Raw genomic sequence first — 17954 nt, 5'->3', positions numbered from 1 at the left:
GTGGGATCATGGGGCGCATACCGATTATCAAGGCTTAATTAAAGGTATTCAATCCAATATGGTTCTCATAAATGAGCACTGACTATGCTCAAATCAGAAGAAGTCCTTATTGGCGAGAAAAAGAACGATGATCGAGAGATCAATGATTAAAGTGGATAAAAATAATCAATGCATAGATAAATGGCGAGGAGAAGAAATTTAGTGAGTTGTATGTTTGTGGTTGATGAAGACAAAGCGCCCAAGCAGGGCGCTTTGTTCGGCCTTATTCTGCAACGCGGCGAACTTGAATGATCATTCCCATTAATGGATGGTCTAGATAGTGGGTTTCGTTGCTGCGCATACGGCGTTTTTGGTCCATCCGATAGCTCTTTAAAAACTCTTCCTTTTCCACCGTTGGGGAGATGGCTTCTAGGTTTCCAAGCTGAACATCGGCATTTTGCTCTTCAGGTGTAATGTCTAACTCCAATGGTTTACTTTGGAGCACGATTTCTCGCACACTCGGGGCTTTAAGGTCGATCGTAGTTTCAGCATAAAGATAGTGCTGCACATAGATTTGCAATTTACCGTCGAGTTCATAAAGAGGACTCGCGATGTTTTGTTCTAGTACCCCGTTCACTGGCGATTCTTCTAGTACAGCCACTTTTTCACTACCGTCAGCATTGAATTTAGCCGAGTAATCTTTACCTGCCTGAATATGGAAAATCGGTGCGGAAGCTCTGCCTTGATCACCTTGACGCCAAGCCGTATGCAATAACACTTCAAAGCCGGCGTGGTTTTTCAGTTTTTGTGCTTGGTCGTTAAGTTGGTAGTCTGAAAAAGGCAGCATTTTCACGCCTTTTTCTTGGCGATAGCTTAAGTCACCAAAACTACCCGCGCGTTGAATATTGATTTCTGGTAGTGAGTTAGGCCAAGACTCACTGACCTTCTCTGCATCAATTGCACGCTTAAAAATGATCACTTCTATGTCAAATTGCCGTTGTGCCAGACTTGGCAGCGAAATAAGCAAAAGTAGGAGTGGGATCAGTTTTTTCATTATGGCTCCATCATTTTTTGTGCGTAATTTATGCTCTAGGCATTAGATTTTGTTGGAATTCGCCGAGCATACTCGACACAAATTGAATTCGTTCACGTCTATCGGCTAATGGTACAGCAAACTTAAACTTAGTTGGCCCTTCCATTGCAAATTTTTTCGGTTGTGATTGCAGAAGTCTAACCAAAAATACGGGATTAATGTCAGCATCTGGATAGAACTCAATGTAGCCGCCTTTTTCATGTGCTTCGATTTTCTTCACTTTTATTCGTGCAGCATCAATTTTGACTTCAGCTACGCCGAGTAAGTTATTTGCAGCATCAGGTAATTTACCAAAGCGATCAATCAACTCAACTTTGAGCTCGGCGAGCTCATCCCGGCTAGCGACACTTGCTATCTGTTTATACATCGAGAGGCGAGTATTTACATCAGGAATGTAATCATCGGGTAATAGCGCTGGCAAACGCATTTCCACTTCAGTTTGCTCACGAAGCAAATCGTCAAGGGAAGGCTCTTTGCCATTTTTTAGCGCTTCAACCGCTTGCTCTAGCATCTCCATATAGAGAGTAAAACCAATTGATTGGATCTGACCACTCTGTTCATCGCCCAATAATTCACCTGCCCCACGGATTTCTAAATCGTGCGTTGCTAGAGTAAAACCGGCGCCAAGATCTTCAAGAGATGCAATCGCTTCTAAACGTTTCACGGCATCTTTAGTCATGGCTTTAGGGTGTGGAGTGAGTAAGTAAGCATAAGCTTGGTGATGAGAGCGTCCTACTCGGCCACGAAGTTGGTGTAGCTGCGCTAAACCAAGGTTGTCTGCTCGGTCCATAATGATGGTGTTCGCGGTTGGGACATCAATCCCGGTTTCAATGATGGTTGTGCAAACCAATACATTGAATCGTTGGTGATAAAAGTCGTTCATCACTTTTTCCAGCTCACGTTCACGCATTTGTCCATGGGCGACGGTAATTCGAGCTTCAGGGACCAGCTTTTCTAAATCGGCGGCGACTTTGTCGATAGTTTCTACTTGGTTATGTAGAAAATAAACCTGTCCACCGCGCATGATTTCACGTAATAGAGCCTCTCGAATAGTGCTCTCATCATGTTGGCGCACAAAGGTTTTGATGGCTAAGCGTCGTGCGGGTGGTGTGGCGATAATCGATAGATCGCGCATTCCGCTCATCGCCATGTTTAATGTACGCGGAATCGGCGTTGCCGTCAGCGTGAGAATATCCACATCAGCACGCATCGCTTTCACTTTTTCTTTTTGGCGAACGCCAAAACGGTGTTCTTCATCAACGATCAAAAGACCAAGATCGCTAAATTTTAGCTCGCTGGAAAGCAGTTTGTGCGTGCCAACCAAAATGTCGACTTTGCCGTCGGCGACATCTTGTAGGATCTGCTTTTGCTCTTTCGCTGATTTGAAGCGTGATAAAACTTCAACACGGATCGGCAGGTTAGCAAATCGGTCTCGAAAGTTCTCAAAATGCTGCTGCGCGAGTAAGGTTGTCGGCACTAATACAGCCACTTGTTTATTGTTGTCGGTACACACAAAGGCGGCGCGCATGGCGACTTCTGTTTTGCCAAATCCAACGTCACCACACACTAATCGGTCCATCGCTTTTTTCTGACACATGTCTGAGAGTACGGCATTGATGGCTGTGTTTTGATCATCAGTTTCTTCAAATGGGAAACCTGCTTTAAAGGTCGCGTATTGACCACGATCCAGAGCGAACTTATAGCCCGGTTTGAGCTCTCGTTTAGCGTAAACATCCAGCAGTTCTGCTGCGACATCACGGACTCTTTCGGCCGCTTTTCGTCGTGCTTTAGTCCATGCTTCACCCCCGAGTTTATGCAATGGTGCGCTTTCTTCCGCGCCGCCAGAGTAACGGCTGATGAGATTTAGTGAAGCGACAGGAACATAAAGTTTGGCTTCATTTTGATACTCAAGAGTGACGTATTCGGTCATCATGCCACCCGCTTCAAGTGTCTGTAGCCCGATATAACGGCCGATACCATGATCAATATGAACGACGGGTTGTCCTGGTTTGAGTTCGGCTAAGTTACGAATGATAGCGTCACTATTGGTGACTTTACGATCTTTCTTACGACGAAGAATGACACGATCACCGAGTAAATCACTTTCGCAGATAAACGCTAAGTTAGCATTGTTATCAATAAAGCCGTGCTCAGATGCTCCTAATACTAGGCATAGCTTTTCTTTTGCTTGGCACGCTTGGTGGAAGGTTTCTTTTTCGATAGGGCGCAGCTTTACGCGTTGCAATAGTTCTAGTAATGCTTCGCGACGGCCTTCCGATTCGACGGAAAAAATGATTTTCCCATTAAAACTTTCACTAAATTGCCGGATGGCGGCTAAAGGCTCTTTATTTTGATGCATAACCGCCAAGTCGGGTAATGCACTGACCGCTAAATTGATTCGTCCTTGCTTTTCGGTAATCGGCTCGATGCTGAGTTGTATTTGAGCCACGTTTTTGAAAAGACTAAAAAGCTCATCTTTTTTAAGCCACAATTCGTGAGGTGGCAGTAATGGGCGAAGAGGGTCAACTTTACGCTGCTGGTAACGATATTCGACGTCGGTTAAAAACTGGTCAATCGCTGTTTCGATGTTTCCTACGACAATCAGTTGGCTTTCTGGCGCGATATAATCGAACAAGGTTTCGGTGTGTTCAAAAAATAGCGGTTGCCAGTATTCAATACCTGCGGGCCAAATCCCCTTTGAGACTTGCATATAGACTGATTCTGGTTCGCGACGCGCTTCAAATCGTTGACGCCAGCGGGTGCGAAAATCTTCAATGGCACTTTCTGTGGTGGGAAATTCATGAGCAGGCAGTAAGCGTATCTCGCTGATCTCTTCAATTGAGCGTTGATTCTCAGGATCGAAGGTGCGTATGGTGTCGATTTCATCATCAAAAAAATCAATGCGATAAGGATCGCTGCTGCCCATTGGAAATAAATCAAGAATCGAACCTCGGCTGGCATATTCGCCTGGGCCAAACACTTGATCAACATGACGATAGCCCGATTTTTCCAGTTGAAGACGTAATTTATCTAAGGAAAATTGATCACTGATTTTGACCATTAAAGTATGCTGTAGCAGAAATTCTCGCGGCGTTTGACGCTGTAATATGGTGCTCACAGGCACAATGGTAATGCCTGTTTTCAAGCTCGGTAATTGATACAGGCGTGCGATGCGATCAGAAATGATCTCTTGATGAGGCGAAAAATTATCATAAGGCAAAGTTTCCCAATCAGGGAACAGCGCTACTTCGGTGTCACTAAACTGCTCAATTTCGTGCTGCAGCTTTAAGGCGGTTTTAGGATCAGGTACAGCCAATAAGGTGTGGCTATTATGCTGGTTGGCCAGTTCTGCAATTGCCAATGCTAGGCTTGCACCACGTAGGTTACCAATGTGTTTTTTGTCGCCCGCGCCAGCAGGTTTAATCAGAGTCAGTAAAGAGTGTGTAGTCATGAGAACGCTTATGGTTTATTTCGGTCTAAAGAGCGTTGACGCAGCAATTTTTGCTGCTGGTACAGTGCGGCTTTAATTAAGAGATCTTGGTCAGTATCTCGCAGTAAATCGTATTTCATCGTGATGAGATAGTGTTGATCGTCCGCTTGGCAATCAATCACCGAACTATAGCAATAAATGGCAGCCGCCGGATGATCTAAAAACAGTTTACTGCGGGCTTGGGTGCCAATTTCTAGTGCGCTTGGATAACGAAAAGAGAAGCGGCTGGCGCCAAATGTGCTGGTGATGAAGCGTGAATGCGGTTCATCTTGCTGTGATAACATAAAGGTCAGTAACAAATTCAGTTTCGAATTTTGAGTATCAAGTAACTGAACGACATGCTTGAAATCGCTACTCTTCAGCTCTAGCCGTGCACTTTCGGTGAGTGCATCCAACTGGCTAAACTCACTAGCCACAATAAATGGGGCGGGAATTTCCGCTTCAAATATCGACTGGGAAGGTAGCATAAATGCGCTGTCTAAAAGTTCAATATTGGCTGTCAGTCCATAGTGAACCGTAAAAAATTCTTGCTCGGTCATAAAGGCGTCCTTCTCATTACTTTGTTGATTATCATCATACCGGCGAACTAATCAAGGTATGTCATTGTTATCGAGCCTATTTAACCGATAATTGGCAAATTAAAGCTACAACCTTGCATCGTTTCTCGTTACAGTACTGAGCATCACTTTTAGGCGGTTTTTGTTATGTTTCATCCTATTTCGGCGTTTATCGGCTTACGTTATCTACGAGGCCGATCCGGTGATAGATTCAGTCGATTTGTTTCTTACATGTCTACGGCGGGGATAACCATTGGCGTGATGTCATTGGTGACGGTACTTTCTGTCATGAATGGCTTTGAATCTCAGCTCAAAAATAGAATTTTGGGCGTGTTGCCTCAAGCGGTAGTTTCACAAAACGGCGATCACACTTTGCTCACGCAAGATGTGCCTCAATTTATTAACCAGCTCTCTAGCGCCAGAGCGGCTGAACCGATTGTGCGCAGTGAAGCTGTGGTGCAAAGTTCATCGCAACTTGCAGCTGGTTTGTTGGTGGGAATTGAACCAAATCAACATGATCCGATTGCGGCGCACTTGATTGAAGGTCAAGTGAGCGCACTTAATCCGGGTGATTATCAACTGTTGCTTGGCCATTCACTGGCGCGGGCACTTAACGTGACAATTGGCGATAAAGTGCGCTTGATGGTGACTTCGGCTAGCCAATATACCCCTCTAGGTCGTATCCCTGCACAACGTAATTTTACAGTCGCAGGCATCTTCAATACGGGGTCTGACGTTGATGGACAACTGATGCTGACGCACATCAAAGATGCAGCGCGATTGCTTCGTTTACCATCAAATACGGTGTCGGGATGGCGGCTCTTTTTTGATGATCCTTTTGTGGTCGCAGACCTAGCTAGCGCACCTTTGCCTGAGGGGTGGCAATGGAGTGACTGGCGAGATCAGCGTGGCGAGTTGTTCCAAGCTGTTCGCATGGAAAAAAATATGATGGGTTTGATGCTTGGGTTGATTGTTGGCGTGGCGGCTTTCAATATCATTTCCGCGTTGATCATGGTGGTGATGGAAAAACAAGCTGAGGTCGCGATTTTGAAAACGCAAGGCATGACAGATCAACAAGTACTGGCCATTTTTATGGTTCAAGGTGCGAGTAGTGGAGTGATTGGTGCGCTTGTCGGTGGTGTGTTAGGCGTATTGCTGGCGGATAACCTCAATGGATTATTAGAAGGCATGGGGGTCGCGCTGTTCTCTGTAGGGGGAACGCTGCCTGTAGTGATTAACCCCATGCAAATTATGTTGGTGGTGATAGCGGCCATCACGCTCAGCTTATTCGCGACACTGTTTCCTTCCTACCGCGCTTCATCCGTAAAACCTGCCGAGGCTTTAAGATATGAATAACCTTTTACAATGCCATAACGTATGCAAAACCTACCAAGAAGGGGAGCTACGGACTCAAGTGCTAAAAGGCGTCAGTTTTGGCATTCAAGCGGGCGAGTTAGTCTCAATTATTGGGACTTCTGGATCTGGGAAAAGTACGTTATTACACATTCTGGGTGCACTGGATGAGGCAACCGAAGGTTCAGTGTCATTTTTAGGTCAGGATTTATCGAGCTTAAGCTCCAATAAACAAGCGAACATTCGCAATCAACATTTGGGTTTTGTGTACCAGTTCCACCATTTATTAGCCGATTTCACCGCTCTTGAGAATGTTGCCATGCCGTTGCTTATTGGTGGCCAAAAAGCATCGCGTGCTAAACAGGCCGCGCAAGCATTGCTAGAAAAAGTGGGGTTGGGGCATCGCTTATCTCATCGACCCTCTGAGCTCTCTGGTGGAGAGCGGCAGCGGGTAGCGATTGCGCGAGCGCTGGTCAATCAACCCGATTTGGTGTTAGCCGATGAGCCTACGGGCAACCTTGATCACAAAACGGCGCTGGCGATTTATGATTTGATGCGTCAAATGAATCAAGAGTTTGGCACGGCATTTTTAGTGGTAACGCATGATAGCGAACTTGCTGAAAAAATGGACAGACAGATGCACATGCAAGATGGTTTGCTGATTAATGTGGAGGCACTGTAGATGTTCACCTCGCTCTCTTTAGTGATTGGTCGTCGTTTTAGCCTGGCAAAGCAGCGTAATAAAATGGTGTCGTTTATCTCGCTCTCTTCCATTATCGGTATCGCCGTGGGAGTCGCGGTGATCATTGTTGGCTTGTCGGCGATGAATGGCTTTGAGCGCGAACTGCAGAATCGGGTGTTATCTGTCATTGCACACGGAGAGTTTGAAGGGGTTCAACAACCCATCGCGAACTGGTCGTCATTAGTCAAGCAAGCCGTGCAGCATCCAAAAGTGGAAGCGGCCGCTCCTTATGTAAAATTGACGGCATTAGCGGAGAAAGGCGCGCAACTGAAAGCGATTGAGGTACGCGGAATTGATCCGCAAATGGAGCGCGCCGTGTCGCGTTTATCTCAATTTGTCTCTTCCGATGCATGGCAAGGTTTTGTCGCAGGTCAGCAACAGGTCATCTTAGGCAAAGGAGTGGCGGATAAATTGGGCGCGGTAGTCGGTGACTATGTCACTTTGATGATCCCCTCTGCGAATGAGATCGCTAAAGTTCAAGCGCCAAAGCGCGTGCGCGTCAAGGTCTCAGGGCTTTTGGAGCTCAACGGCCAAATTGATCACAGCCTTGCGTTAGTGCCATTGGCAGATGCACAAGCTTACGCCAAATTAGGAGAGCGAGTGACGGGCGTTGCTATCAAGGTCTCAGAGGTATTAAATGCGACTCAAATTGTAAGAGAGGTCGGCAATACGCTTGATCAATACGTCTATCTACGCAGTTGGCAGCAAAAGTTTGGCTTTTTGTACCGTGATATTCAGTTGGTCAGAACCATGATGTATTTGGTGATGGTGCTGGTGATTGGTGTGGCGAGCTTCAACATCGTTTCAACACTTATGATGGCGGTAAAAGATCGTGCGGCTGAAATCGCTATTTTGCGCACTATGGGCGCGACCGATGGATTAGTGAAACGAATTTTTGTCTGGCAGGGTGTTTTCTCTGGTGTATTAGGCAGTGTGATAGGTGGCGTGTTAGGTGTGTTGATTGCGTGGAATTTAACAGCGTTAATCAAAGGATTAGAACGGTTAGTCGGCCATCAGTTTTTGTCTGGTGATATCTATTTTGTCGACTTTTTGCCATCACAAGTGAACCTATCGGATGTGGTGCTTGTCTCTTCGACGGCGATTGTGTTGAGCCTACTAGCTACTTGGTATCCTGCCTCTAGGGCCAGTCAACTGAACCCGGCGTCTGTGCTTATCGCTAAATAATCTCAACTCGGATTCTTTTCGTTCATCAGCATTGAGCTATTTTTAGCAAACAAAAAGGACCATTTGGTCCTTTTTCAACATCATGCGACATCGTTTTACATGCTCAGTTGTATAGCCAGTCTCAATCTCTTGAAGCTTTTATCTCGCTTGGCGCTTTTGCCAGCTTCTTACGACAGAATAGCGCCATAAACCGTGAATGCCGAAGTAGCCGATTATGGCGGAGATCACTCCGCACATCATGCAACCCAAAAGGAATGGCGGACCAATGGTACTCATTTGTTGCATGATAAAATGCCAAGAGAGTTCAAAGTGAAATGGTTGTGGTGGTGTTTGCATTACCCATGCCCCAAGTTTGTAGGCGAAGTAGAACAGCACTGGCATGGTGATGGGGTTGCTAATCCAGACCAAGGCTACAGAGAGCGGTAAATTGACGCCGCACATAATGGCAAGGCCAGCGGACATGATCATTTGACTCGGAAGTGGAACAAAAGCCATGAACAAACCTACGGCGAAGGCGCCCGCTGCTGAGCGGCGGTTCAAACACCATAAATTGGGGTTGTACAGCACATTGCCAAAAATTTTTAATGCCTTCTGACGCTTAATCACTTCATGGTTAGGCATAAAACGTTTGATGAACTTTCTTGGCATCGTGACATGACTCTCTTATCTAATTACTGGACTCTAGCTTCGTTTTCGCTAACCGCCATTTCTGCTTCTTACTGGTCTTGGATGCCAGATTGGAAATGGAGTATGCCTCTATTCGCCATTCTTATACTCTCTGTCGTTTATAGAAAACTGCGCTTTCTCTCAGGAGTAACAATGGCTGTAGTCGTCATTGTGATCAGCGGGAACCTATTGCGTGAGCAGTCCAACACTCTGTTCCAGGCAGGTCCGGATATTACCATAAATGGCCAGGTTAACAGCTTTTTTAGACAAATTAGTCATGGTTACGAAGGAACAATTTCGATTCGATCAATCAATGGTCAAACCTTAAACATTTTTTTGCGACCAAAAGTACGATTAGTTGCGCCTTTGCTGTTGAAAAAGGGCGATGTGGTTGAATTTACCATTACTGTAAAACCTATCTTTGGCCGGTTAAATGAGACGGGATTTGATGTAGAGTCGTACTCTTTGAGCCAAGGTATTGTGGCTCGAGCAACCGTGAGTAATGGGCAGCCTTATCGTATTGAACCCTTGCCAGAGCGGCGAACACAATGGTATCAGAAAATCAAAACTTGGCTCGCGGATGATCCTAATCTTGGTATTTTAATGGCGCTCACATTTGGAGAACGCAGTGATATTTCAGCAGCACAATGGCAAGCATTACGAGACAGTGGCCTGATTCATTTGGTTGCCATTTCTGGTCTGCACATTGGCATCGCATTTGGTTTTGGTTATAGCCTTGGGCTCGTATTGATGCGTTTGCATCACCGTATGGGGTGGTCGCCATTCGTCGTAGGAAGCTTGTGCGCACTAGGCTATGCTTGGTTGGCTGGCTTTACCTTGCCCACTCAACGCGCGCTCATCATGTGTTTGCTTAATGTGGCGATGATTATCCTCAATGTCCGTATCAATACGTTGCAGCGACTACTTATGACGTTATCGGCGGTGCTGCTCATCGATCCTTTTGCTGCGCTATCCAGTAGCTTTTGGATGTCCTTTATTGCTGTCTCAGTGGTGTTTTACCAACTTTCGCTACCTCAAACTCAGCGATTTTTTTTATGGCGTTTATTGACGATGCAGATTGGGTTAGTGCTGTGTATGCTTCCGGTAACCGCTTATTTTTTCGGTGGGGTGAGTACCAGTGCGGCGCTCTATAACTTAGTGTTTATTCCTTGGTTCAGTTTTGTGGTGGTTCCGGCGCTCTTTGTTGCTTTAGGGTGTACGGTTTTGACTTTTGATGGCGCACCTATGGTGTGGCATTGGGTGGCTAAATTACTCATTCCCGTTGATTGGTCAATACATTATTCAAGCCTCAGTTGGTTTCCTATTTCTGGTGCTGTTTTGGTTCTGTTGAGCAGTGCTCTGTTGTTGTTTGTGTTTTCACCGTTGATCTCGCGTTTTGCGCTTGCTGTCTGTAGCTTAATTATGATGGCTTCTTGGGTCACCATTCCAATCAAAACAGGTTGGCGGATTGATGTGTTAGACGTTGGGCATGGGTTGGCGGTGTTGATCGAAAAAGAAGGGCGCTACGTGCTTTATGATACTGGTGCAAGTTGGCAAGGTGGCGATCATATCCAAACTACGGTTGCCCCTGTGTTAACCAAGCGAGGAGCGAAACAATTAGACGGGTTGATTTTAAGTCACTTGGATAACGATCATGCAGGCGGAAGATCGGAAGTTGAGCGTGTTTGGCAGCCCAAATGGAAACGTGCTAGTCAAACGATAGCGGGTTATCAACCTTGTATTGCTGGCGAACAATGGCAGTGGCAACAGCTCTTTTTTGACGTTATCTGGCCACCTAAAACTGTAGCGCGGGCTTACAATCCTCACTCTTGCGTGATCCGGATCTTTGACCCAAATACCGGTTTTTCAGTGCTTCTGCCCGGGGATGTGGATGCCATGAGTGAGTGGTTACTTGCGCGAACAGAGCAATCCTTACAAAGTCATATCCTGCTTGTACCACACCACGGTAGCAGAACATCTTCTACTGTTGCTTTGATTAATAAGGTCAATCCTGAGGTCGCTATTGCCTCGCTTGCCAAAGGTGGACGCTGGCAATTACCTTCCGCACAGGTTGTTCAACGCTACCTGCAACATGGAACAAACTGGTTGGATACGGGTGAAGACGGGCAAATTAGCGTTATTTTTGGCATGCAGAACTATCAAGTCAACAGCCTGCGTACCTCTCGCTCTCAGCCTTGGTATAGGCAGATGCTCCGTAACGAGGTAGAATGAGCGCAATATTTTCTTAAGAACAAAACATGTCTATGTCACTCAATACTGACGAAACCACTTGGCAAACCTTCAAACGCCTGTGGACCTATATCCGCCTTTACAAATCTGGCCTAGCGGTTGCGGTTGTCGCATTAATCATCAATGCGGTTTCTGACACGTATATGGTGTCGTTACTTAAGCCTCTTCTCGATGAAGGGTTTGGGAATGCGGAATCTGATTTCTTGCGCGTGCTGCCTTTTATCATCTTGGGGATGATGGCGCTGCGTGGCTTCAGTGGCTTTGTCTCCTCATACTGTTTGAGCTGGGTTTCTGGCAATGTCGTGATGCTAATGCGTCGAAAAATCTTTAACCAATTCATGCATATGCCTGTCAGTTTCTTTGATAAGGAATCCACGGGTGGCTTGTTATCACGCATTACCTATGATTCAGAGCAAGTGGCTGGGGCGACCAGCCGTGCGCTGGTAAGTATTGTTCGTGAAGGTGCGAGTATCATCGGCCTATTGACCTTGATGTTTTGGAATAGTTGGCAGCTATCACTGGTCTTAATCGTTGTTGCACCAGTGGTTGCGATGGGGATTGGCATTGTCTCTAAACGTTTTCGCAAGATCTCAAAAGGGATGCAGACCACCATGGGTGATGTGACCTCTTCAGCAGAGCAGATGCTAAAAGGGCATAAAGTGGTACTGAGCTATGGTGGTCAAAACGTAGAACGTAAACGTTTTGACCATGTCAGTAATCAAATGCGTCAACAAACGATGAAACTAGTGGCCGCACAGTCTATTGCTGACCCTATTATTCAAATGATTGCGTCATTAGCATTGGTTACCGTGCTATTTTTAGCCAGCGTTGATTCTATTCGTGCTGAATTAACACCGGGTACCTTTACAGTGGTCTTCTCGGCAATGTTTGGCTTGATGCGTCCATTGAAAGCGTTAACAAGCGTCACCTCTGATTTTCAGCGTGGTATGGCTGCTAGCCAAACGTTATTTGAGCTAATTGATTTAGAAACCGAGCGAGATACTGGCCAGTTTGAAGCCGAAAAAATACGTGGTGACGTTAGAGTTCAGGATGTGACCTTTACCTACCAAGGTAAAGAAAAACCAGCGCTGTCTCATGTGAGTTTTGATATTCCTCAAGGTAAAACTGTCGCACTTGTTGGGCGTTCCGGCTCAGGAAAAAGTACTATCGCTAGCCTCTTGACTCGTTTTTATGATGTCGATTCAGGCGCTATCTATCTAGATGATCATGATATTCGCGATTATAAACTGAAGAACTTGCGCACCCACTTTGCGCTGGTTTCGCAAAATGTTCACCTCTTCAACGATACCATTGCCAATAATATTGCTTACGCGGCAGAAAATGAGTACACGCGTGAGCAAATTGAGCACGCGGCTAAGCTCGCTCATGCCATGGAGTTTATCGACAATATGCCTGATGGTTTGGACACTATGATTGGTGAAAATGGGGCCAGTTTATCCGGAGGCCAACGTCAACGAGTAGCGATTGCGCGAGCGTTATTACGTGATGCCCCCGTTCTTATCCTAGATGAGGCAACTTCGGCGTTAGATACGGAATCTGAAAGAGCGATTCAATCAGCGCTTGAAGAGCTACAAAAGAATAAAACGGTATTGGTCATTGCGCACCGCTTGTCGACGATTGAAGAAGCTGATGAAATTCTGGTGGTCGATGAGGGGGAAATTATCGAACGTGGTCATCATGCTCAGTTAATTGCACAGGATGGGGCATATGCCCAATTGCACCGGATCCAATTTGGTGACTAATCAGTGATTGAAAAAATCTGGTTCGGGCATCATCCCGTGCGTTTTTTGTTGTGGCCACTATTGTGGCCACTGAGTGTCTTGTTTCGGTTAGTCAGTCAAGCACGTAAGCGAGCATTTCAAGCGGGCCAAAAAAAGCGTTATAAGGCTCCCATTCCTGTAGTTGTGGTGGGTAATATTACCGCGGGTGGTAATGGCAAAACGCCGTTGGTTGTATGGTTAGTCGAAGCTTTACAGAAACAAGGCTTCAAACCGGGAGTTGTTTCGCGTGGGTATGGTGGTAAGGCCCCGGTTTATCCATTGGTGCTGCAAAGTGATACGCCAACCGCTCACTGCGGCGATGAACCTAAATTGATTCACCAGCGCACGGGTGCTCCGGTTGCTGTTGCACCAAAGCGCTCACAAGCCGTGCAAGCCCTGCTTCCGTTAGGTGTTGATGTCATTATCACTGACGATGGCCTCCAGCACTATGCATTAGAGCGCGATATTGAATTTGCAGTCGTGGACGGCGTTCGTCGCTTCGGTAATGAGCAGTTTATGCCTTTAGGTCCGTTAAGAGAGCCACTCTCTCGGTTATCGGAAGTTGATTTTATTGTGACTAATGGCGGTCAAGCTCAATACGGCGAATTGGCGATGCACCTTTCACCTAGCTTAGCCGTTAATTTGGTGACCGGTCAGCAAGTGTCAGTGAGTCAACTGCATGCGCTAGTCGCGTTTGCTGGTATTGGTTACCCCGCACGCTTTTTTAATACACTAGAAGCTTTAGGCGCGAAGACGGTATTAACTCAAGGTTTTGCTGATCACCAAGAGTATCAATATTCAGAATTAGAGGCGCTTGCGCAACATGGAGCAAACGTCATCATGACAGAAAAAGACGCAGTAAAATGTGCAGCGTTTGCGCAAGAAAACTGGTGGTATCTTCCTGTTTCTGCGCAATTTAGTTCGCCAGATGAACAGCGTATTTTGGACAAAATAAAAGAGGTAATGGAGCCATATGGATCACCGTCTGCTTGAAATTGTAGCTTGCCCTGTATGTAAAGGGAAGTTGACTTATGATAAAGAAAACCAAGAGCTTATTTGTAAGTTAGATCGTTTGGCCTATCCAATAAAAGAAGGGATCCCAGTGTTGCTTGAACCAGAAGCGCGCAGCATGACGATGGATGAGGGACGATAATGGCTTTCAGCGTTGTTATCCCTGCTCGTTATCAGTCGACGCGTTTACCTGGTAAGCCTTTGGCTGATATTGGCGGTAAACCTATGATTCAGTGGGTTTATGAGCAAGCGCTGCAATCGGGTGCTGAGCAGGTCGTGATTGCTACTGATGATGCTCGTGTTGAAGCGGCTGTCCATGCGTTTGGTGGCAATGTTTGCATGACATCATCACATCATGAGTCCGGTACTGAGCGTTTAGCCGAAGTGGTGAAATTAATGGGCATTGCCGATGACCACATTATTGTTAACGTACAAGGTGACGAGCCACTCATTCCACCGATCATCATCAAGCAGGTCGCTAACAATTTAGCCAACAGTAGCGCGCCGATGGCGACTTTAGCGGTTGAAATTACTGATCAAGCTGAAGTGTTTAACCCTAACGCGGTTAAAGTGGTAACAGATCAAGAGGGTTACGCGCTGTATTTCAGCCGTGCAACGATTCCTTGGGATAGAGATCACTTTGCAGCTGGTGGTCAAACAGTGATTCAGCCAGTGCTGCGTCATATTGGTATTTACGCGTATCGGGCTGGTTTTATCAATACTTATATCAACTGGCAACCCAGTGTACTTGAGAAAATTGAGTGTTTAGAGCAGCTTCGAGTACTGTGGTATGGTGAAAAAATTCACGTTGCCGTTGCCAAAGAAGCTCCGCCTGCAGGGGTTGATACACCAGAAGATTTAGAGTTAGTGAGAGCGATAGTAAGCCAACGTTAGTTAAAAGAAAGGAGCAATTGTGCTCCTTTCTCTCTCCGTTTTCAGCGGTTTATAACCTTTTTTCAGAAGCTTATAACCTGTTTTCAGAAGCTTATAACTAAGAGCGAGTTTCATTTTGTGGCGGGCAAGTCGCTAAAATTTCACGTCGGCCACTCTCTTTGACTTCCTCTAAAATCACATCAAACCCCCATAAACGGTAAAGATGTTTTAGTACCTCATGACAGCTCTGATCTAAAGGAATTCTATCGTGTGGAACGTGTTGCAGTGTTAAAGAACGATCACCGCGCACATCGACGTTATAGACTTGAATATTAGGTTCTAAATTACTGAGATTATATTGTGCTGCAAGCTTTTCACGGATGGCGTGATAGCCAATATCATTGTGAATTGCACTAACTTCAATGAAATTTTTACGATCGTCATCCACAATGGCAAACAGCTTGAAATCGCGCATTACTTTAGGTGAGAGATACTGGCTAATAAAGCTCTCGTCCTTGAAGTTGTGCATAGCAAAATGAACCGCATCTAACCATTCTGTTCCAGCAAGCTCAGGAAACCATTCCCTATCTTCATCGGTTGGTTCTTCACAAATACGTTTAATATCTCTGAACATAGCAAAGCCAAGCGCATATGGATTGATGCCACTAAAATAGGGGCTATTGTAAGACGGTTGCGCCACGACACTGGTGTGGCTATGTAGAAATTCAAGAATGAATTTATCAGAGACAAAGCCTTCGTCATAAAGATGATTTAAGATAGTGTAATGCCAGAATGTGGCCCAGCCTTCATTCATCACTTGTGTCTGTTTTTGTGGGTAAAAATATTGGCTTATTTTCCTCACAATGCGCACAATTTCTCGCTGCCATGGTTCAAGCAGTGGCGCATGTTTCTCAATGAAATAAAGAATGTTTTCCTGTGGCTCACTTGGAAAGCGAACCTTAAGATCTTCTTCTTTGGTTTTTGCTTTGGGTACGGTGCGCCACAGTTCATTGACTTGCGATTGCAGATAAGCTTCACGCTCTTCTTGACGTGCTTTCTCTTCTGCTATCGATATTTTTTCAGGTCGTTTATAGCGGTCAACGCCATAATTCATTAACGCGTGGCATGAGTCGAGCAGCGATTCGACTTCGGGCACGCCATATTTTTCTTCGCATTCTGAAATGTAGTTTTTGGCAAATAAGAGATAGTCAATGATGGAGCTCGCATCCGTCCAAGTTTGGAAAAGGTAGTTGCCTTTGAAAAACGAGTTGTGCCCATAGCAAGCGTGCGCCATCACTAAGGCTTGCATAGTGACGGTATTTTCTTCCATCAAATAGGCGATGCACGGGTCTGAGTTAATGACGATTTCATACGCGAGCCCCATTTGACCATGTTTGTAGCCTTGTTCGGTTTGAATAAATTTTTTGCCAAATGACCAGTGGCTGTAATTGATAGGCATGCCGATGCTAGAGTAGGCATCCATCATCTGCTCTGAGGTAATGACCTCGATTTGATTAGGATAGGTGTCAAGACGATAAAACTCAGCTACCCGACGTATTTCAGTATGGTATTTCTCTAAAAGCTCAAATGTCCAGTCTGGCCCGTCTGGTAATAATTTACTTTTTCGCTTTGAAGTTCCCTTCGCTTTTGTTGTCATTAGCATGCCTCCCTAAGCTGTTTCCTTTTGGAATAGCTCCCTAAATACAGGGAATATATCATCCACGGTGCGAATGTTTTTAATGGCAAAATTGCCAAATGAGGGTTGTAATTTTTCGTACTCATGCCATAAGGTTTGGTGTGAGCGGCGAGTGATTTCAATATAAGCGTAATACTGACAATATGGCAGTAGCTTCTTGGTGAGGAGCTCTTTACACCGAGGTGAATCGTCAGCCCAGTTGTCACCATCGGACGCTTGAGCTGCGTAGATATTCCATTCACCGAGTGGATAGCGCTGCTCAATGATTTCATGCATTAACTTCAGGGCGCTAGAGACAATCGTGCCCCCCGTTTCTTGAGAGTAAAAGAACTCGTGTTCATCGACTTCTTTGGCTTGTGTGTGGTGACGAATAAATACCACTTCAACGTTTTCATAAGTGCGAGTTAAAAACAGATACAGCAACACGTAAAAACGTTTAGCAATATCTTTGGTGGCTTGATCCATCGAACCGGATACATCCATTAGACAAAACATAACGGCTTGGCTCGATGGAATAGGCCGCTTCTCAAAATTTTTGAAACGCAGGTCAAATGTATCGATGAACGGCACACTTTCGATCTTTTTGCGTAGCGCTTCAATTTCTTGTTTAAGTCGCTTCGCTTCTAATGCTTGAGCTGGCTCTCTATTCTGAATGCGTAGCAACTCTTCTTCCAATTCACCCATTAAGCGGCGTTTTCCAGCAGTCATTGCAGTGCGACGAGCTAATGATTGCTGCAAAGAACGTACTACCGCAATATTGGACGGTACACCTGCGGTTTTGAAGCCCGCACGATGAGTTTTCCATTCTGTAATCTTATTGATTTGATTTTTTTCGAGATTAGGTAATTCCAAATCTTCAAACAGCAGATCCAAATATTCATCTTTAGAGATCTGGAAAATAAATTCATCTTGGCCTTCACCGTCAGAACTCGCATCACCCTGTCCTGAACCATTACCTTGTCCACCACCTTTAGGTCTCTCAATTTTATCACCGGTAATAAACTGATCATTACCCGGGTGAACTCGCTCTTTTAGGCCGCCTTTTCCTTGGTGAAACACGGGTTCTTTAATGTCGTGATTTGGGATCGACACATCTTCGCCTGACTCGGTGTTAGTGATCGAGCGACGGTTCACTGCGTCTGCAACAGATTCTTTGATCTGCTCTTTATGACGGCGTAAAAAGCGTTGTCTATTGACCGCGCTTTTGTTTTTACCGTTCAATCTTCTATCGATAAATTTCGCCATGATTATCCCCTTGAAACGTCACCTTTGCGTTAG

Annotated in this window: 14 protein-coding genes; 8 read left to right on the top strand and 6 right to left on the bottom strand. The window is 45.6% G+C overall.

Annotation, left to right across the window (positions count from 1 at the left end; all coding sequences use genetic code 11):
* Positions 1–262 precede the first annotated feature (262 nt).
* Genes VOR_RS0108235 through VOR_RS0108225 form a run of 3 tightly spaced genes read right to left on the bottom strand, consistent with a single transcriptional unit; the run spans position 263 to position 5101 of the window.
* Positions 263–1033 (bottom strand): peptidoglycan binding protein CsiV, encoded by a 771-nt coding sequence (locus tag VOR_RS0108235; protein ID WP_010319237.1) that lies wholly within the window; start codon positions 1031–1033, stop codon positions 263–265.
* 28 nt (positions 1034–1061) lie between these two features.
* Complete coding sequence (gene mfd / locus VOR_RS0108230) at positions 1062–4523, bottom strand: transcription-repair coupling factor (protein ID WP_010319236.1); 3462 nt, start codon at positions 4521–4523, stop codon at positions 1062–1064.
* Between the two features lie 8 nt (positions 4524–4531).
* Positions 4532–5101, bottom strand: a complete 570-nt coding sequence (locus tag VOR_RS0108225) for a hypothetical protein (RefSeq protein ID WP_010319235.1) — start codon at positions 5099–5101, stop codon at positions 4532–4534.
* 165 nt (positions 5102–5266) lie between these two features.
* Between VOR_RS0108225 and lolC the strand changes: the two genes are divergently transcribed.
* The 3 genes from lolC to lolE are packed head-to-tail and all read left to right on the top strand — an operon-like array spanning position 5267 to position 8399.
* Positions 5267–6475, top strand: coding sequence for a lipoprotein-releasing ABC transporter permease subunit LolC (gene lolC / locus VOR_RS0108220; RefSeq protein ID WP_010319234.1), 1209 nt, complete (start codon positions 5267–5269; stop codon positions 6473–6475).
* Positions 6468–7154, top strand: coding sequence for a lipoprotein-releasing ABC transporter ATP-binding protein LolD (gene lolD, locus VOR_RS0108215; RefSeq protein ID WP_010319233.1), 687 nt, complete (start codon positions 6468–6470; stop codon positions 7152–7154). Before lolC ends, lolD begins: the two co-directional genes overlap by 8 nt.
* A complete protein-coding gene (gene lolE / locus VOR_RS0108210) occupies positions 7155–8399 on the top strand; it encodes a lipoprotein-releasing ABC transporter permease subunit LolE (protein ID WP_010319232.1) in 1245 nt (414 codons plus the stop codon).
* Between the two features lie 138 nt (positions 8400–8537).
* Here lolE and VOR_RS0108205 read toward each other — a convergent pair whose 3' ends face one another.
* A complete protein-coding gene (locus VOR_RS0108205; protein ID WP_010319231.1) occupies positions 8538–9047 on the bottom strand; it encodes a DUF2062 domain-containing protein in 510 nt (169 codons plus the stop codon).
* Positions 9048–9053: 6 nt separating this feature from the next.
* On the opposite strand from VOR_RS0108205, the gene VOR_RS0108200 reads away from it, so the two are divergent.
* Genes VOR_RS0108200 through kdsB form a run of 5 tightly spaced genes read left to right on the top strand, consistent with a single transcriptional unit; the run spans position 9054 to position 15001 of the window.
* A complete protein-coding gene (locus VOR_RS0108200) occupies positions 9054–11297 on the top strand; it encodes a DNA internalization-related competence protein ComEC/Rec2 (RefSeq protein WP_029627004.1) in 2244 nt (747 codons plus the stop codon).
* Positions 11298–11329: 32 nt separating this feature from the next.
* Positions 11330–13078, top strand: a complete 1749-nt coding sequence (gene msbA / locus VOR_RS0108195) for a lipid A ABC transporter ATP-binding protein/permease MsbA (RefSeq protein ID WP_010319229.1) — start codon at positions 11330–11332, stop codon at positions 13076–13078.
* A 3-nt stretch (positions 13079–13081) separates the two neighbouring features.
* Entirely contained in the window at positions 13082–14089 is a 1008-nt protein-coding gene (gene lpxK, locus VOR_RS0108190) for a tetraacyldisaccharide 4'-kinase (RefSeq protein ID WP_010319228.1), read from the top strand.
* A complete protein-coding gene (locus tag VOR_RS0108185) occupies positions 14070–14249 on the top strand; it encodes a Trm112 family protein (RefSeq protein ID WP_010319227.1) in 180 nt (59 codons plus the stop codon). The genes lpxK and VOR_RS0108185 overlap by 20 nt, the downstream gene beginning before the upstream one ends.
* Positions 14249–15001 (top strand): 3-deoxy-manno-octulosonate cytidylyltransferase, encoded by a 753-nt coding sequence (gene kdsB, locus VOR_RS0108180; RefSeq protein ID WP_010319226.1) that lies wholly within the window; start codon positions 14249–14251, stop codon positions 14999–15001. Before VOR_RS0108185 ends, kdsB begins: the two co-directional genes overlap by 1 nt.
* 97 nt (positions 15002–15098) lie before the next feature.
* On the opposite strand, the gene VOR_RS0108175 is transcribed toward kdsB, so the two are convergent.
* Complete coding sequence (locus VOR_RS0108175; protein WP_010319225.1) at positions 15099–16637, bottom strand: SpoVR family protein; 1539 nt, start codon at positions 16635–16637, stop codon at positions 15099–15101.
* Positions 16638–16649: 12 nt separating this feature from the next.
* Entirely contained in the window at positions 16650–17921 is a 1272-nt protein-coding gene (locus VOR_RS0108170; RefSeq protein WP_010319224.1) for a YeaH/YhbH family protein, read from the bottom strand.
* Positions 17922–17954 lie beyond the last annotated feature (33 nt).

It is taken from the genome of Vibrio ordalii ATCC 33509 (genome assembly GCA_000257205.1).
GTDB lineage: Bacteria > Pseudomonadota > Gammaproteobacteria > Enterobacterales > Vibrionaceae > Vibrio > Vibrio ordalii.
The sequence above is the reverse complement of the archived record's forward strand: the minus strand, read 5'-3'. Positions and strand labels throughout refer to the sequence as shown.